The sequence below is a fragment of the Mesorhizobium sp. GbtcB19 genome (genome assembly GCF_019091085.1).
Taxonomy (GTDB): Bacteria; Pseudomonadota; Alphaproteobacteria; order Rhizobiales; family Rhizobiaceae; genus Mesorhizobium.
On the sequence record NZ_JAGXJY010000002.1, the window covers coordinates 552,258 to 568,806 of the forward strand.

At 63.3% G+C, this 16,549-nt stretch carries 15 protein-coding genes; 8 read left to right on the plus strand and 7 right to left on the minus strand.

The window, feature by feature from the left end:
• Nucleotides 1–63: 63 nt before the first annotated feature.
• Genes KVT37_RS06740 through KVT37_RS06750 form a run of 3 tightly spaced genes read left to right on the plus strand, consistent with a single transcriptional unit; the run spans nt 64 to nt 2,184 of the window.
• Complete coding sequence (locus KVT37_RS06740) at nt 64–933, plus strand: NAD(P)-dependent oxidoreductase (protein ID WP_217570850.1); 870 nt, start codon at nt 64–66, stop codon at nt 931–933.
• Between the two features lie 8 nt (nt 934–941).
• Nucleotides 942–1,646 (plus strand): DNA alkylation repair protein, encoded by a 705-nt coding sequence (locus tag KVT37_RS06745; protein WP_217570852.1) that lies wholly within the window; start codon nt 942–944, stop codon nt 1,644–1,646.
• Complete coding sequence (locus KVT37_RS06750) at nt 1,606–2,184, plus strand: GNAT family N-acetyltransferase (protein ID WP_217570854.1); 579 nt, start codon at nt 1,606–1,608, stop codon at nt 2,182–2,184. The genes KVT37_RS06745 and KVT37_RS06750 overlap by 41 nt, the downstream gene beginning before the upstream one ends.
• A 56-nt stretch (nt 2,185–2,240) precedes the next feature.
• Here the strand turns inward: KVT37_RS06750 and KVT37_RS06755 are convergent, their stop codons facing one another.
• A complete protein-coding gene (locus KVT37_RS06755; protein WP_217570856.1) occupies nt 2,241–3,590 on the minus strand; it encodes a hypothetical protein in 1,350 nt (449 codons plus the stop codon).
• A gap of 298 nt (nt 3,591–3,888) precedes the next feature.
• Between KVT37_RS06755 and KVT37_RS06760 the strand changes: the two genes are divergently transcribed.
• Entirely contained in the window at nt 3,889–4,461 is a 573-nt protein-coding gene (locus KVT37_RS06760) for a DUF3299 domain-containing protein (RefSeq protein ID WP_217570858.1), read from the plus strand.
• A 45-nt stretch (nt 4,462–4,506) separates the two neighbouring features.
• Here the strand turns inward: KVT37_RS06760 and KVT37_RS06765 are convergent, their stop codons facing one another.
• The 4 genes from KVT37_RS06765 to KVT37_RS06780 all read right to left on the minus strand — a co-directional run bounded on the left by KVT37_RS06765 (nt 4,507) and on the right by KVT37_RS06780 (nt 7,034).
• A complete protein-coding gene (locus KVT37_RS06765; protein ID WP_006205209.1) occupies nt 4,507–4,998 on the minus strand; it encodes an Lrp/AsnC family transcriptional regulator in 492 nt (163 codons plus the stop codon).
• Between the two features lie 108 nt (nt 4,999–5,106).
• Nucleotides 5,107–5,724, minus strand: a complete 618-nt coding sequence (locus KVT37_RS06770) for a uracil-DNA glycosylase family protein (RefSeq protein ID WP_217570860.1) — start codon at nt 5,722–5,724, stop codon at nt 5,107–5,109.
• A gap of 28 nt (nt 5,725–5,752) precedes the next feature.
• Complete coding sequence (locus tag KVT37_RS06775) at nt 5,753–6,364, minus strand: glutathione S-transferase (RefSeq protein WP_217570862.1); 612 nt, start codon at nt 6,362–6,364, stop codon at nt 5,753–5,755.
• 46 nt (nt 6,365–6,410) lie between these two features.
• On the minus strand, nt 6,411–7,034 hold the full coding sequence (locus KVT37_RS06780; protein ID WP_217570864.1) for a thermonuclease family protein: 624 nt from the start codon (nt 7,032–7,034) through the stop codon (nt 6,411–6,413).
• Nucleotides 7,035–7,110: 76 nt separating this feature from the next.
• Here KVT37_RS06780 and KVT37_RS06785 point away from each other — a divergent pair, with 76 nt between their 5' ends.
• Nucleotides 7,111–8,637 carry an ATP-binding protein gene (locus KVT37_RS06785; protein ID WP_217570866.1) on the plus strand — a complete coding sequence of 509 codons (1,527 nt, stop codon included), beginning with the start codon at nt 7,111–7,113 and terminating at the stop codon, nt 8,635–8,637.
• Nucleotides 8,638–8,778: 141 nt separating this feature from the next.
• Here the strand turns inward: KVT37_RS06785 and KVT37_RS06790 are convergent, their stop codons facing one another.
• On the minus strand, nt 8,779–9,774 hold the full coding sequence (locus KVT37_RS06790) for a nicotinate-nucleotide--dimethylbenzimidazole phosphoribosyltransferase (RefSeq protein WP_217570868.1): 996 nt from the start codon (nt 9,772–9,774) through the stop codon (nt 8,779–8,781).
• 165 nt (nt 9,775–9,939) lie between these two features.
• On the opposite strand from KVT37_RS06790, the gene KVT37_RS06795 reads away from it, so the two are divergent.
• A complete protein-coding gene (locus tag KVT37_RS06795; RefSeq protein WP_217570870.1) occupies nt 9,940–10,170 on the plus strand; it encodes a DUF1289 domain-containing protein in 231 nt (76 codons plus the stop codon).
• A gap of 10 nt (nt 10,171–10,180) precedes the next feature.
• Entirely contained in the window at nt 10,181–10,885 is a 705-nt protein-coding gene (locus KVT37_RS06800) for a TIGR02281 family clan AA aspartic protease (RefSeq protein ID WP_217570872.1), read from the plus strand.
• 86 nt (nt 10,886–10,971) lie between these two features.
• Here KVT37_RS06800 and dusA read toward each other — a convergent pair whose 3' ends face one another.
• Nucleotides 10,972–11,958, minus strand: coding sequence for a tRNA dihydrouridine(20/20a) synthase DusA (gene dusA / locus KVT37_RS06805; RefSeq protein WP_217570874.1), 987 nt, complete (start codon nt 11,956–11,958; stop codon nt 10,972–10,974).
• Nucleotides 11,959–12,485: 527 nt separating this feature from the next.
• Here dusA and KVT37_RS06810 point away from each other — a divergent pair.
• A partial coding sequence (locus KVT37_RS06810; RefSeq protein WP_254633832.1) for a DUF5801 repeats-in-toxin domain-containing protein occupies nt 12,486–16,549 on the plus strand: 4,064 nt, incomplete at its 3' end.

Here is a 16,549-nt window from a genome sequence, read left to right on the forward strand (position 1 = left end):
GAATTTTTCGCATGGCCTAGACGTTCCGACACTGAAATCTCTGTTTTGTTGGAAGGCAGGTCTATGGCATCGGTTGCATTTCTCGGTCTTGGCGTCATGGGCTATCCGATGGCCGGGCATCTCAGGAACAAGGGCGGCCACGACGTCACTGTCTACAACCGCACCAAGGCAAAGTCCGAGCAATGGGTGGCTCAGCATGGCGGTCCGCTGGCGTTGACCCCGGCCGAGGCAGCCGAGGGCAAGGACTTCGTCTTCTCCTGCGTCGGCAATGACGATGATCTGCGTTCGGTGACGACCGGTGCGAACGGCGCCTTCGCCGCGATGAAGAAGGGCGCCGTCTTCATCGACAACACCACCGCCTCGGCAGAAGTCGCGCGCGAGCTCGACGAAGCCGCGCGCAAGGCCGGCTTCTCCTTCCTCGACGCGCCGGTGTCCGGCGGCCAGGCCGGCGCCGAGAACGGCGTGTTGACCGTCATGGTCGGCGGCGAGCAGGCCGCTTTCGACAAGGCCAGGCCGGTCATTCAAGCTTACGCCCGCATGGTCGGCCTGATGGGGTCGGCCGGCGCCGGCCAGTTGACCAAAATGATCAACCAGATCGCCATTGCCGGCCTCGTCCAGGGGTTGGCCGAAGGCATCCATTTCGGCAAGAAGGCCGGCCTCGACATCGAAAAGGTCGTCGAGGTGATCTCCAAGGGCGCCGCCGGCTCCTGGCAGATGGAAAACCGCCACAAGTCGATGAACGCCGGCAAATATGATTTCGGCTTTGCCGTCGACTGGATGCGCAAGGACCTCGGCATCTGCCTGGCGGAGGCCAACCGCAACGGCGCCAAGCTGCCGGTGACAGCGCTGGTCGACCAGTTCTACAAGGATGTGCAGGACATGGGCGGCAAGCGCTGGGACACGTCCTCGCTGCTCGCTCGCCTCGAACGCTAGGTATTACGATGCCCCTGCCCGATCCGAGCTGGAGCGCCGACGACATTGTCGCGCATATGCGCTCGATCGGCACGGAGGAGAACCGTACCGGCATGGCGCGCTTCGGCATCAACACCGCCACCGCGCTCGGCATCGGCAATTCCGATTTGCGGCCACTTGCGCGCAAGCTGAAGAAGAACCATCAGCGGTCGCTGTTGCTGTGGGATAGCGGTATCCGCGAGGCGCGGCTGATGGCGGCCTTCACCGGCGAGCCGAAAAAGGTCGACATCGACCAGTGCCGGCGCTGGGCCGCGGATTTCGACAGCTGGGAGATCGTCGACACCGTTGCCGACCTGTTTGCCGACACGCCATTCTGGCGTGAGCTGATAGACGAATTTGCCGAAGACGAGCGCGAATTCGTCCGCCGCACCGCCTTTGCCATGCTGGCCTGGAGCGCGGTGCATCTGAAGAAAGAGCCCGACGCGACCTTCCTTGCCTACCTGCCGCTGATCGAGAAACATGCCAGCGACCCGCGCAATTTCGTCCGCAAGGCGGTCAACTGGGCGCTGCGGCAGATCGGCAAGCGCTCCATGAGCCTGCACGCACCTGCCCTTACGCTGGCGGAGAAACTGGCGGCATCGTCGGACAAGACGGCGCGCTGGATCGGCAAGGATGCGGTGAAGGAACTGACGGATGCCAAACAGCTCGCAAGGCTCGCCGCCGCAAAAATCTGATCCTGCCGGCATCCGCTTCGTCGAGGTGACGCAAGAAACGCAGGGCCGTTTCGAAATCCTGTTCGAGCAGCCCGGCGCGCCGAAATATTGTTGGTGCATGGCCTGGCGCCATTCCAGCCGCGAGCACATCCAGAACGATGAGAAGAAGCGCATGATGATGGCGCTGATCGATGCCGGCACCCCCGTCGGCATCGTCGCCGAACTGGACGGCAGACCAATCGGCTGGTGCTCGGTCGCGCCGCGCGAGACCTACCGGAAACTTTCGAAGCAGCAGGACGACAGCGAGACCGGCATATGGTCGATCGTCTGCTTCTACGTGCCGAGGGCCTTGCGCGGCGGCGGACTGGCCTCCGCCCTGCTCGACGCGGCGATCGATCATGCCTTCAGCAAAGGCGCGCGCATCGTCGAGGCCTATCCGGTTGACGAGGCCGCACCCAGCTATCGCTTCATGGGTTTTCGCGACATGTTCGTCGCGCGGGGCTTCCATGAGATCGGCACCGCCGGCACGCGCCGGCATGTGATGCGGCTTATGCGCTGACCAGCCGGACGCCCGTCCGCTCAACGTCGTTCTGCCGCGCAAGGCAATTGCGGTTGCTATCGCCGTAGGTCTCGAATCCCTAGTTCTTGCCACATCCACTCGAAGCTGTAGGTGGCCATGGGATGTGCCGGATCAGGTTGGTTGGCAGTTTGGTTTTCGAGATATTTCAACCAATCGGCAACTTTCCGACGACCGGCCGTGGTTTTGGCGGCCTGACGCGGCGTCTTGTTCCCCAACATCTTGACCGGCTGATCGAGAGTTTCACGATAATGCCGATCCAAATACTCGCGGATGGCTTGGTCGGCGACCTCCGGCGAAATATCCGATCGAGATGTATCGGCACCTTCACGCGGCCGTTCTGCCTTCATCTGTTCAACGGTCGTGATCTCGGCTAACGGCGTCCGGACAAGATCGCCAAGAGCCTGCTGTATAAGAGCGATTCCTCTTGTCGCCCGCGCGGCGGAATTAGCGGACAGATGCAGGAAACGGCCCTTCAACTCGACATTGCCAAGCACGAGCGAGCCGTTGTCCATCGTGGTATCGATAGCGGGAGCGGCGGCCTTTATCTTGTTGCCACCTTTCGGTGTCTCCTCCAGCCAGTTCCAGAATTTCGTGTCTGCTTGCGAGAAGGCTGGAATGCCGTTCAACCCAGCACCGATATCCTCCGGTCTCACGCCAGACGCGAGCGGAAAGCGAACGTCGTGGAATGTGATTTCGTCACCATCGGTATTTTGCAGCCTTGGCCCAGCCACCCTTCCAAGGGTGTCGAACAACCATGAGAGCGTGAACATGAATGCGGCCGCCCGCAGCTCTTCGTCTTTGATGGCAGGCAGCTTCTTCGCGTTTCTTTTGCCGAACAGGCGCCGCAGCCCATTAAACAACGTTTCGGTGGCCTGCGGTGTAAAGGGCAAGACGCCGCCAGCCATGACGTTCTTGCCCATGACGGGTACGATCCGCGCCGCAAGCTTGTCCCACTGCCTCAGCGTCTTTGTCGCAGTGCCCTCACTGACGGCGATAGGCTCGCCACCGCGGATAAGGTCGCGCGCCATGAAAGACGCTCCCGGAACGACGTTACTCACCTCATATAAACTCATGACGGAGGTCCTCAGCGCCACCATATAGGCCCTCGATTGAGCACTTTCCTTCCAGCCTCGGCGCTTGAGATACTCGTCTACGATATTACTGGGTTCGCCCTCGAAATCCTGCGTCAGGAAATCCTCGAAAGCACAGCCCCACAGGGCGTTCGTCCACTGGTCGCCGAGGGCTTCGGCAAGGTCTTCAAATTCCGCTTCGCCCTCGTCGAGGACCGGGCCCAAATGTTCGTTGAAAACTCCTTCGAAGCATTCGCGCCATTCGTCGCGGGCAAGAAGTTTCATCAGCCCGCTGAGATCGTGGCTGGTCGGCATGAACTTTTCTCCAGGCGATGCTCGGTGAGTATATGACACGCCTTCCGGTGCAGTGGCTTCTATTCTGCGTCGCCGAGGCGATCGGGCAAGACGGCGTTAGCGATTTCCCTGGATTTCTTAGCGGCGACTTTCCGTCCTTGGGCTGACCGAAGGCCCAGCAGCCACCTACTCGGGCATGACACAAATCAAGGGTTGCATTTTGCGATCAAGATGCATGGTTCCGACAAAGTCGGCTAGCCCGAGTATCACGGCGGTTTTACTCGATCCCAGATGCGAAAGCAGTCAAATGTGTGGAGCCATGAACAAGCGTCTCATACCAACAGCCACCCTGGCAACCGCGCTCCTCCTCGCAGCCACCGGAGCCGATGCCGCGGCCGACGTGGCACATATCCTCTGGAAGGACCTGCGGCCAGCGGCGCAGGCTGTCGCCGAGGACGCGAGCCTGCCGATGATCGCGGCAAAGCTGCCCGATCACGGCGAGACACTGTCGCTTAACCTGCAGGACAAGACGATACAATTAGCCGGCTATGCATTGCCGGTCGACCGCGATGGCGACCTCGTCTACCAGTTCCTGCTGGTGCCATGGACCGGCGCCTGCAGCCATATGCCGACGCCGCCGCCGAACCAGATCGTGCTGGTGACGCCGGCGCATCCCTACGAGATGAAAGAGGCCTATGAGCCGGTCGCGATCACCGGCGTGCTGCAGCCCGGACTGGAGAAGAGCCAGCTTTTCATTCTCGACGGCGTCTCGATCATCCAGTCCGGCTATACGCTGCGCAAGGCTGAGGTGGCGAGCGTCGACACCGTGCCGGACGCGGTCACGCTCCCGGTCAACTCGCCGTGGAGTTTTCTCAACAAGAAGAAGAATTAGGCTCGCCGCTCCCCGCAAATGCGGGAGGCGGCGAGCGCCTGGCGATCAGGCAGCGTTGGCGCCCGATTCCTTGTCCAGCACCATGTAGTCGAGCGGAATCTCGGTGGTGTATTTGATCTGCTCCATGGCGAAGGACGAGGAGACGTCTCTTATCTCGATCTTGGCGATCAGCCGCTTGTAGAAGGCGTCATAGGCCGCGATATCCGGCACCACGACGCGCAGCAGATAATCGACGTCGCCGCTCATGCGGTAGAACTCGACCACCTCCGGAAATTCCTGGATGACTTCGGAAAAGCGCCGCAGCCATTCATGGCTGTGCGAGTTGGTGCGGATCGACACGAACACGGTGACGCGCACATTGACCTTCTCATGGTCGAGAATGGCGACCCGCCGCTTGATGACGCCCTCTTCCTCGAGCTTCTGGATGCGCCGCCAGCACGGCGTGGTCGACAGGCCGACCTTCTTGGCGACATCGGCCACCGCAAGCGTGGCGTCCTCCTGCAGGAGGCGGAGAATTTTTCTATCAAGGCGATCCATGGGGAGGCTCCAGGGGAATAGTTTGGCTATAATCCCTTTTATCGGAGGCTTTCACAAGAAAGAAATTCTGCCAAAGACCGCAAAAGCGAGTGATATCTTGCGAGATCGCTAATCGATGCGATAGCGGATTTCCGATTGCAGGAAGGGCAGCAAATCCATTTCAAACCAGGGATTCTTCTTCAGCCAGCCGGTGTTTCGCCAGGACGGATGCGGCAACGGCAGAACTTTCGGAACAGCCGGTCCGTCCCATATGGCGCGCCAATTCCTGACCGTCTCGGTAAGCGACGGCAGGCGCGCGGTGCCCATATGCCAGGCCTGCGCGTAGCCGCCGATGGTCAGCACCAGGTCAATCTGGGGCATCAGCGCCATCAGTTCCGAGCGCCAGGCCGGCGCGCATTCGCGGCGCGGCGGCAGGTCGCCGCCCTTGGCATCCTGCCCGGGGAAACAAAAGCCCATCGGGACGATGGCGAATTTTTCGGTGTCGTAGAATTCCTGCGAGGTGACACCGAGCCAGCTTCTCAGCCGATCTCCCGAGGCATCGGTGAACGGCATACCCGACAGATGCACCTTGGTGCCGGGCGCCTGGCTGGCGAGCAGGATGCGCGCCCGCGAGGACGGCAGCAGCACCGGCCGCGGCTCATGCGGCAAGGGCCGGCCGAGCGGATGCTCCACGCAAATGCGGCAGGCCCGCACCCTCGCGGTGAGGCGCTCCAGCACTTCGCTCATATCCGGCTGACTGTCCAATTGCTGTCGCTCAGGCTGCCGCGCTCGGCCGGCTTGTAAGCGCCGCATACCAGCGCAGCACGTTCGTGCACTCCTCCGGCACCTTGATGCGGGCCGGTTTCATGAAATCGATGGCGATCATGCCGGTAATGTCGGCGACCGAGTAGTCGTCGCCGGCGGCGAATTCCCGCCCCGCCAACTCCTTGTCCAGAAGGTACAGGAATTCGATCGCCTTCGGCTTGTTGGCCTCGCCCCATTCCGGAATCTGCGGCACCTCCCACTCCTTCATCGCCGGATGGATGTGCCGGAATGCGGCGGCGACGCTGACCATCAGGTTCAGTTCCAGGCGTCTTTGCCACATCTCGACTTTTGCCTTGCCGAGCGCTCCCCTGCCGAACAGCGCGGGCTCCGGGTGCAACTCCTCGAAATAGCGGCAGATGGCGATCGATTCGGTGATGATGGTGCCGTCATCGAGCTCGAGCACCGGCAGGCGCCGCAGCGGATTGCGCTGCGTTACCTGCTCGCCGCGATGTTCCAGCGCGCCCATGTCGACCGGCACCAGCGGAACCGTCAGCCCCTTTTCGGCGAGGAAGACGCGCACCCGCCGGGGATTGGGAGCCCGGCCTCCATCGAAGAGCTTCATTCCATCCTCCAGCTTCTTCACCGATCATAGGGCGCGGCTCCATTCATCACCAGAAGCGAACGAATTCGCGCAACGCGTCGCCGAACGAGGCCAGCGTGCCGTGCTTGCGCTCGACCGGCGCCTCGTGATGGCTGTCGCGCCAGTCCTGCGGCTCCTCGAATGTGCCCGCCCAGATGCCCGCTTTGGCTGCTCTGGCCATTGCTTCCTCGGTTTCGAAGTCGCCGAAGGCAACCGCCCATCCGGCCTGCACCTGGGCACGGTTGAGATCGGTGTCGCCTGCCCTGCAATCGCCGAGCAGACGGCCGTAGCGGTCGCGCTGCCAGCCGCTGCACGACACTGGCCGGTTGGCGATCAGTTTGACCAGCGACAGCCGCGCCAGCTTGCCGCAGGGATAGTCGGCTCCGGACTTCTGGCAGGCCTGCAGATATTCAGGCGCGTCGATACCGCGCATGCGAATGCGTTCGGCCCCGAGCGTGATCGAATCGCCGTCATTGACGATCGCCGTGCCCTGTTCCGTACGCCTCTCAAAGCGATCGAGTCTGGCCGCTACCAGGATCAGCAGTCCGAGGATAAGGGCAGCCAGTCCGTAGTCCAGCAGCTTGCGCCAGAGGCTGCGCGGCGGGCTTGCCGCGTAGCGCCGGCGCGGTCCTCGCGGCCCGAAACGGCTCATATGGCAAACAGTCTCTTAATCATTCGAACGTAGCTTAACGAACTGAAAATCGCTGCGCGCAGAAATTGAAGTCCGTATGCCTTTGCTACGCTCGAACACAGCGGATAAATTCATTGTGGACCGCCGTAAACCGCACCGCAACAGCGATGTGGCGCGCGCGGTGCGCAAGACGCGCGACCGCCTTTCGCAACAGGCCGGCAGCCTCGACTTCGACCGCGAACTGCTGAAGCTGCATGCGCGCGCCATGGTGGTCAGCGCGGTCGCGATCCCGCTGCTCGTGCTTGCCGTGGCGGGCATCGGCTGGCTGGCAGGCCTCGACAACCAGATCACCATCTGGGCGCTCGCAACGCTGCTTTGCTACGCGCTCGTCGCTTTCATGGCGCGGCGCGTGGAGCGGACCGAGGCAGCCGAGCTTGATCCGGCGCAGACACGCCGAGATTTCCTGATCGGCCATTTCCTGTGCGGCCTTGCCTGGGCGTGGTTCGCCTGGATCGGTTGCGACGCATGCCAGGTCGACCAGTTCCACGTCGCCAAGGCCATGGTGCTGCTGATCGCGATGGCAACGACGGCGGTCCTGGCCTCCTCGCTTGGCGGCGCTCTGTTGGCGACCTTCGCCATTCCCGTAGCCGTCTACGTCTACACGATCGTGCGTCAGTGGACGCCGATCGAAGCCGCGATGGCGGCGCTGCTCATCGCGGCGCTTCCATTCTTCGGCTATTTCGCGCGCCACCTTAACCGGGCCTCGTTGATGCTGCTCTCCTTCCGCTCGGAAAAGGACGCGCTGATCGCCGAGGTGGAGACGGCGAAATCGATGTCGGACGAGGCAAGGCGGCGCGCCGAAGACGCCAATCTGGCGAAATCGCGCTTTCTTGCCTCGATGAGCCACGAGCTCAGGACACCGCTCAACGCCATCCTCGGCTTCTCCGAAGTGATGGCCAATGAAGTGCTGGGGCCGATGAACAATCCGACCTACCGCGACTATGCCCATGACGTGCATGAGTCCGGCCAGCATTTGCTAGACCTGATCAACGAGATCCTCGATCTGTCGCGCATCGAGGCTGGCCGCTATCAGCTCAACGAGGAGCCGGTGGTGCTGCTGACGATCGTCGAGGACTGCTGCCATATGATGGAGTTGCGTGCCCGCAACAAGGACATCCGCATCGTCCAGGAGTTCGAGGAGACCTTGCCGCGCCTCTTCGCAGACGAGCGCGCCGTCAGGCAGATCACGCTCAACCTTCTGTCCAATTCGATCAAATTCACCCCGTCCGGCGGCGAGGTGCGCGTGCGCGTCGGCTGGACGGCGGGCGGCGGCCAGTATGTTTCGGTCAAGGACAATGGCCCAGGCATACCGGAAGAGGAAATCCCGGTGGTGCTTTCGGCCTTCGGCCAGGGCTCGATCGCCATCAAGAGCGCCGAACAGGGAACCGGTCTCGGCCTGCCAATCGTACAGGGCCTGCTCGCCATGCATGGCGGCGAGTTCGAGCTTCATTCCAAGCTGCGTGAAGGCACCGAGGCGATCGCCATCTTCCCGTTGAGCCGGGTGATGGAGGAGCTGCCAGCTTTGCCGACCAAGACTGTCGCGGCGGTGCGCGGACGCCGTTGAAGCAAATCCGGTCGGCTCTAACGCAATTCCAGGAAAAGTGTGAGCGGTTAGGCTCGGCGACTCGCCGTAGCCTTCCGCCCGGAATTGCGTAAAAACAAAGAGATAGGGCGTTTCGCCGTTTCCGTGAAACGGTGAAACGCTCTAGCGCCGGACAGCCATCGCCATGCCGGAACTGGTCAACGCCGCGGCCTTGACGATGCCGGCTGCGAGAGCAGCCCCTACCCCTTCGCCATGGCCGATGCCGAAATCGAGCAACGGCCGCAGTCCAAGCGCTTCGGCCGCTTTGGCGTGGCCAGGCTCGGACGACAGGCTGGCGAGCAGGCAATGATCGAGCGCGCCGGGATTGGCCGCATGGAGGACCGCAGCCGCCGCGGTCGCCACGAATCCGTCGAGCAGGACGGGAACCTTCTCCATGCGCGCCGCAAGGATGGCGCCGCAGATCGCCGCGAACTCGCGACCGCCGACCTGCCGCAAGGCCTCGAGCGGGTCGCCGAGACCGGAACCGTGGAACGCCAGCGCCCGATCCACGACCTCTACCTTGCGCGCGATCATCGCCGCATCGGCGCCAGACCCCGGTCCGACCCAGTCGGCCCCTTTGCCGCCGAACAGCGCGGCGCACAGCGCGGCGGCGATCGTCGAATTACCGACCCCGAGATCGCCCAGGCACAGAAGATCGGCGCCGCCGGCGACCGCTTCCATGCCGAAGGCCATGGTCGCGGCGCAACCGCGCTCGTCGAGCGCGGCTTCCTCGGTGATGTCGCCGGTCGGAATGTCCAATGCCAGGTCGAAGACCTTCAGTCCGAGATCGTTGGCGATGCAGACCTGGTTGATCGCGGCCCCGCCGGCGGCGCAGAGCTCGACTTCATTGGCGGTCGCCGCCACCGGCCGCGGCGAAATGCCGTGCCGTACCGCGCCGTGATTGCCGGCGAAAATCGCCACCAGCGGCCGGTTGATCGCCGGCGGCGCGCGCCCGCTCCAGGCAGCCACCCAGGCCGCGATGTCCTCGATGCGGCCGAGCGATTCTTTCGGCTTTTGCGCTTTGGCGAAGAGCGCGCGGACACGGGCGTCCGCTGCGTGATCGGCGGGCGGCAGCCCCGCCAGAAGGTTTCGGAAATCGTCGAAAGGCGTTGCAGTCATTGATGTCGGCCACGGCTCGTTGCGGAAGTCGCAAGCGGCATAGCCGCCTTCTCCGACCGGCACAACCGCCTGACGATGCCGCGAACGCGTCGCCTGGCGGCGCATTGCGGAGGGCTTGCATTGCTCCGGCGATTGCACCATGTGGAATAAAGCCAAGAGAACAGCATGACCGCCATCGAATCCCCCTGCATCCTGGTCTGTTCGATCGATATGAAAACCGGCTTCTGCTTCGGTTGCGGGCGCACGCGCGACGAGATTTCCGCCTGGCTGACGATGGCCCCTGAAACGCGCCGGTCTGTGATGGCCGAACTGCCGGCGCGGCTCGATACCGTCGAGCGGCGGCCGCGCCGCGAAACAAGGCGTACCCGCATGGCGCGCGAGCGCGGCGTTTTGTGAGAAAGAACCGATGAGCCGGCTGTTCTGGATCGTGATGGCGGTGATCGGCGTCGCCGTCGTGCTGCTCATGCTCAACAATTCGGCCGGCCGCACCTTCGGCATGAACAACAATGATTTCGGCCGGCTGATCTGGGTCGGCGTGCTGGTCATGGTGATCGGCGCGAGCCTGCTCCGTTCGGGCCGGCCGCTGGGCGACATGGCGCGCAATCTTGGCGTCTGGGCCGCGTTCGTGCTCGTGCTGATCGCCGGCTACCAGTATCGCTATGAGTTGCAGGACGTCGCGCACCGGGTGACGGCCGGTCTCGTTCCTGGAAGCCCGCTGGCGCTCGGCGTGGAGAATGGCCGCCCGACCGTCACGCTCGACAAGGCCGACAACGGCCATTTCGAAGCCCGCATCCTGGTCAACGGCACGCCGGTACGCGCCGTGGTCGACACCGGTGCGACCAGCACGGTGCTCACGTCCGAAGACGCTGAAGCCGCCGGTTTCAATCCCGCAGCGCTCAGCTACAGCGTGGACGTCTCGACCGCCAACGGCATGGCGCGCGCGGCGACGGTCAGGACCAACGAGGTGGCTATCGGCGGCATCGTGCGCAAGGACATGCCGGTGATGGTCGCCGCACCCGGTATGCTGGAGCAAAGCCTGCTCGGCATGAACTTCATCAGCTCATTGTCGGGCTTCGACGTGCGCGGCGATCGCATGATCCTGCGGGACTGATGCATGTCGCCCGGAAGTGCGTAGCGGTTCTGGGACCACGACATGCATAAGAAAAAGGTTAAAGCGCAACGCGCTTTAACCGGTGGTCAGGCCGCCTCGGCTTCCGCCGCCGCGAAATCGATTGCCGAGAACGCGGTCTTCAGCACCTCCGGCCCGGCCCCGGGTCTGTTCGCATCCATGGAGAGTATCTGGCGGTAGCGGCGCGCGCCGGGCAGGCCATGGAACAGTCCGACCATATGGCGGGTAATATGCCCGAGCCGCCCGCCCCGCTCGATATGGCGCGCGGCGTAGCCCGCCATGCCGTCGATCAGCGCCGCGTAGTCGAAAGCGGCTGCCGCCTCGCCATAGAAGGCTGCATCGACGCCGGCCAGGATGCCGGGCGTATGATAGGCGGCGCGGCCCAGCATCGCGCCATCGACATGGCCGACATGCGCCGACGCCTCGGCGAGCGATTGAATGCCGCCATTGATGCCGATGAATTGGTTCGGCTTTCTGGCCTTCAGCCGATAGACTCGCTGATAGTCGAGCGGCGGGATTTCGCGGTTTTCCTTGGGGCTCAGCCCCTCCAGCCAGGCCTTGCGGGCATGCACCCAGAGCGCATCGGCGCCGGCGGCGAGCACACCGTCGGCCAGCGTGTCGAGAGCGGGCTCCGGATCCTGGTCGTCGACGCCGATGCGGCATTTGACCGTGACGGGGATTTTCACCGCGGCCTTCATCGCCGCGACGCACTCGGCGACCAGCACCGGCGTCTTCATCAGGCAGGCGCCGAATGTGCCCGACTGGACACGGTCGGACGGGCAGCCGACATTCAAGTTGATTTCGTCATAGCCGAAGGCCTCGCCGATCCGCGCCGCCTCAGCGAGTTTTGCCGGATCCGATCCGCCGAGCTGCAGCGCCAGCGGATGCTCGACATCGTCGAAACCGAGCAATCGGTCGCGCGCGCCATGGATAACCGCATCCGCCACAACCATCTCGGTGTAGAGCAGCGCGCGGCCCGACAACTGGCGGTGGAAGAACCGGCAGTGCCGATCCGTCCAATCCATCATTGGTGCTACGGCGATCGTCTTCTTCATAAGCCTATTTCATCGCTGCCGCAGGTGTCACAGTCAAACCCTTTGGCGCGGCCTATCATATTCTCGTTTGATTTCAAATAGTTCGGGAGGGAGGGACAAAAGTCCCTCGCCTGAAGGGACTTTTTTCTGATTCACACTTTTTATTAAAAAGCAATAGTCCGATTTGAAATTTCCACAAATAAGCGTAAACTTTTCGTGCTCAAGCTTTGAGCGGGAGGCGTACAGGCAGTGATGCCTGTCTAAGAGGGGCGGGGTTGAGTATGCCCTCATTGTCGATCCTTGGTGCCCGCCAGTGGTGGGTTACCGATGCGCACAGGACGCATCCGCCTAGAATTGCCTGACGGGGCAAGGAGCGGAGGATCAGCGGCGGCTCCTCCAACCCCCTCTACCCCCTGAGTCAATTCACCACTCCAGGTTCCTTTTAACGACGACGCGCAGCGCGGGCCCTGCCTGTGGATGCGCGTCCATGCGACCGGTTGCCAGCGTTGGGGCTGACTTTGCGCCGGTCGCATTGAACGGAGGCGATCATGACCACCACCATCGACATCAATGGCACGCTGACCCTCGACCAGACGTCGGGGCTTCAGGACGACGATACCGCGATCAGCAACGATCTCACCGGACTTTCGACGCCCTTCAAGACTTTCCTCAATGGGCTGACCGGCTCGCTACAACTGACGGCCGGTCAGCTCAGCTTTGCCGATGATGTCGAGGCCGCTGTGAGCGGCGCCGGCTTCGTCACCGTCAATGCTGGCGGTGCGACGATCAGCAAGCTGTTCTTCTCCGACGGCAGCGGCGCCGCGTTCGACGGCGACCAGGTCATCTACAACGGCAACCCACTGCAGACGGTCGACGGCCACAACATCTATTTCCATTCCTATGAAAACGGCACCATCGTGCTGGCCACCACCAGCGCCACCGAAGGCGCCGGCGAGGTCGTTGCCGCGTTCTATCTGAACGCCGCGGGCGACAATCTGAGCGCCAGCATCGAGATGGTGACGTTCGAGCCTATCGCGCATCCCGACACCACCAATCCCGACGACAGTATCGACTGGACGAACCTTCTCAATGTCTCGGCATCCGGTTCGACCTCCTTCAATTTCGACGGCCTCGCCTCGGGCAACAACCTCTTCGTGGCCGTAGGCTCGACGAGCGCGGGATTGGTCGTGAGCGGCATACATCCGGTCATCCACGCCGACGGAACGCTCGACAATTCAGGCGACAACATCAAGACCAGCCAGGGCGGCATCGGCGCCACCATCGGCGTCAACAACCAGATGTTCGACCCGGGCGAGACGGCGGTGTTCAGCTTCGTCAAAGGCCAGGCGCCGGGTACATATGGCGACCTGGACAACATGAGCTACAACGACTTCATCGACGTCAAGGACGCCACGCTCTTCATCTCCCAGACGGAAGGAAGTCCCGGCACCAACTTCACCGTGAAGATCGGTGCGTTCAGCGCCGGCGGCGCGTCGACCGACGCTGAATCCGGCCGCAGCTATCTCGACAACAATCTGGGCAGCGGCGCCAATCTGGGCAACGACGCCGGACAAAGCGCGCTCACCGACGATACGGCGGTGGCCATCGTTCGCGTCGTCATCAAGGACGGCAACGGCGTGGTCGTCACCGACACGACGGGGACGAACAGTTTCGTCACCTTCAACGCGGATGGCACCATAACCGCGCAGCACCTCAATGATGCCTATACGGTGCAGTGGTTCACCGACAACACCAACACGCAGGCTGTCGAGACCTTCAACCGGTTCCAGGCGACTGCGGTGGTCGGCAAGTTCGACGTCGGCCGGGTCGACCTGTCGCAAGGTGTGACCGTCACCGAATCGGTCGGCGACAAGCTCCACACCGACGACGACGGCCCGAGCATCACGACGACCGGCACCGAGCCGACGTTGACTGTCGACGAGACGGTTCTCGGGACCAATGACACCAAGAGCTTTGCCGCCAATTTCAGCCCGGTCTACGGCACTGACGGCGCCGGCACGGTCACCTATGCGCTGAGCTTCAATGCCGGCGCAACCGGCCTTGTCGACACCGCGACCAATCAGGCGGTCGTGCTGTCGCTGACTGCCGGCGGCGTCATCGAGGGCCGTACCGCAATTAGCGGCGACCTCGTCTTCACGGTCTCCGTCGACGCCAGCGGCAATGTCACCCTCGATCAGATCCGGGCGGTGGTCCATCCGACCAGCGACCCGGACGAGTCCAAGACGCTTGCCGCCGACAACCTCATCCAGCTCACCGCGACCGCCACCGACAAGGACGGCGACCATCAGTCGGCAACCCTCGACATCGGCCAGAACCTCAACTTCAAGGATGACGGCCCGAGCATCACGACGACCGGCACCGAGCCGACGTTGACCGTCGACGAGACGGTTCTCGGGACCAATGACACCAAGAGCTTTGCCGCCAATTTCAGCCCGGTCTACGGCACTGACGGCGCCGGAACGGTCACCTATGCGCTGAGCTTCAATGCCGGCTCGACCGGCCTGGTCGACACCGCGACCAATCAGGCGGTCGTGCTGTCGCTGACTGCCGGCGGCGTCGTCGAAGGCCGCACCGCCGTTAGCGGCGACCTCGTCTTCACGGTCTCCGTCGATGCCAGCGGCAACGTCACCCTCGATCAGATCCGGGCGGTGGTCCACCCGACCAGCGACCCGGACGAGTCCAAGACGCTTGCCGCCGACAATCTGGTCCAGCTCACCGCGACCGTCACCGACAAGGACGGCGACCACCAGTCGGCAACCCTCGACATCGGCCAGAACCTCAACTTCAAGGATGACGGCCCGAGCATCACAACGACCGGCACCGAGCCGACGCTGACCGTCGACGAGACGGTTCTTGGAACCAATGACACCAAGAGCTTTGCCGCCAATTTCAGCCCGGTCTACGGCACTGACGGCGCCGGAACGGTCACCTATGCGCTGAGCTTCAATGCCGGCTCGACCGGCCTTGTCGACACCGCGACCAATCAGGCGGTCGTGCTGTCGCTGACTGCCGGCGGCGTCGTCGAAGGCCGCACCGCCGTTAGCGGCGACCTCGTCTTCACGGTCTCCGTCGATGCCAGCGGCAACGTCACCCTCGATCAGTTCCGGGCGGTGGTCCACCCGACCAGCGACCCGGACGAAACCAAGACGCTTGCCGCCGACAATCTGGTCCAGCTCACCGCGACCGTCACCGACAAGGACGGCGACCACCAGTCGGCAACCCTCGACATCGGCCAGAACCTCAACTTCAAGGATGACGGCCCGAGCATCACAACGACCGGCACCGAGCCGACGCTGACTGTCGACGAGACGGTTCTCGGGACCGACGACACCAAGAGCTTTGCCGCCAACTTCAGCCCGATCTACGGCACTGACGGCGCCGGCACGGTCACCTATGCGCTCAGCTTCAATGCCGGCGCAACCGGCCTGGTCGACACCGCGACCAATCAGGCGGTCGTGCTGTCGCTCACAGCCGGCGGCGTCGTCGAAGGCCGTACCGCAATTAGCGGCGACCTCGTCTTCACGGTCTCCGTCGATGGCTCCGGCAACGTCACGCTCGATCAGATCCGGGCCGTGGTCCACCCGACCAGCGACCCGGACGAGTCCAAGACGCTTGCCGCCGACAATCTCATCCAGCTCACCGCGACCGTTACCGACAAGGACGGCGATCACCAATCGGCAACTCTCGACATCGGCCAGAACCTCAACTTCAAGGACGACGGCCCGAGCATCACGACAACCGGCACCGAGCCGACGTTGACCGTCGACGAGACGGTTCTCGGAACTGACGACACCAAGAGCTTTGCCGCCAACTTCAGCCCGGTCTACGGCGCTGACGGCGCCGGCACGGTCACTTATGCGCTCAGCTTCAATGCCGGCGCGACCGGCCTGGTCGACACCGCGACCAATCAGGCGGTCGTGCTGTCGCTGACTGCCGGCGGCGTCGTCGAAGGCCGCACCGCCGTTAGCGGCGACCTCGTCTTCACGGTCTCCGTCGATGCCAGCGGCAACGTCACCCTCGATCAGATCCGGGCGGTGGTCCACCCGACCAGCGACCCGGACGAGTCCAAGACGCTTGCCGCCGACAATCTGGTCCAGCTCACCGCGACCGTCACCGACAAGGACGGCGATCACCAGTCGGCAACCCTCGACATCGGCCAGAACCTCAACTTCAAGGATGACGGCCCGAGCATCACAACGACCGGCACCGAGCCGACGCTGACCGTCGACGAGACGGTTCTTGGAACCAATGACACCAAGAGCTTTGCCGCCAACTTCAGCCCGGTCTACGGCGCTGACGGCGCCGGCACGGTCACCTATGCGCTGAGCTTCAATGCCGGCGCTACCGGCCTTGTCGATACCGCGACCAATCAGGCGGTCGTGCTGTCGCTCACTGCCGGCGGCGTCGTCGAGGGCCGCACCGCCGTTAGCGGCGACCTCGTCTTCACGGTCTCGGTCGATGCCAGCGGCAATGTCACCCTCGATCAGATCCGGGCGGTGGTCCACCCGACCAGCGACCCGGACGAGTCCAAGACGCTTGCCGCCGACAATCTGGTCCAGCTCACCGCGACCGTCACCGACAAGGACGGCGA

Coding starts and splice junctions, on each gene's coding strand:
- KVT37_RS06740 (WP_217570850.1), top strand. CDS start 64: ATGGCATCGGTTGCATTTCTCGGTCTTGGCGTCATGGGCTATCCGATG.
- KVT37_RS06745 (WP_217570852.1), top strand. CDS start 942: ATGCCCCTGCCCGATCCGAGCTGGAGCGCCGACGACATTGTCGCGCAT.
- KVT37_RS06750 (WP_217570854.1), top strand. CDS start 1,606: ATGCCAAACAGCTCGCAAGGCTCGCCGCCGCAAAAATCTGATCCTGCC.
- KVT37_RS06755 (WP_217570856.1), bottom strand. CDS start 3,590: ATGCCGACCAGCCACGATCTCAGCGGGCTGATGAAACTTCTTGCCCGC.
- KVT37_RS06760 (WP_217570858.1), top strand. CDS start 3,889: ATGAACAAGCGTCTCATACCAACAGCCACCCTGGCAACCGCGCTCCTC.
- KVT37_RS06765 (WP_006205209.1), bottom strand. CDS start 4,998: ATGGATCGCCTTGATAGAAAAATTCTCCGCCTCCTGCAGGAGGACGCC.
- KVT37_RS06770 (WP_217570860.1), bottom strand. CDS start 5,724: ATGAGCGAAGTGCTGGAGCGCCTCACCGCGAGGGTGCGGGCCTGCCGC.
- KVT37_RS06775 (WP_217570862.1), bottom strand. CDS start 6,364: ATGAAGCTCTTCGATGGAGGCCGGGCTCCCAATCCCCGGCGGGTGCGC.
- KVT37_RS06780 (WP_217570864.1), bottom strand. CDS start 7,034: ATGAGCCGTTTCGGGCCGCGAGGACCGCGCCGGCGCTACGCGGCAAGC.
- KVT37_RS06785 (WP_217570866.1), top strand. CDS start 7,111: ATGCCTTTGCTACGCTCGAACACAGCGGATAAATTCATTGTGGACCGC.
- KVT37_RS06790 (WP_217570868.1), bottom strand. CDS start 9,774: ATGACTGCAACGCCTTTCGACGATTTCCGAAACCTTCTGGCGGGGCTG.
- KVT37_RS06795 (WP_217570870.1), top strand. CDS start 9,940: ATGACCGCCATCGAATCCCCCTGCATCCTGGTCTGTTCGATCGATATG.
- KVT37_RS06800 (WP_217570872.1), top strand. CDS start 10,181: ATGAGCCGGCTGTTCTGGATCGTGATGGCGGTGATCGGCGTCGCCGTC.
- dusA (WP_217570874.1), bottom strand. CDS start 11,958: ATGAAGAAGACGATCGCCGTAGCACCAATGATGGATTGGACGGATCGG.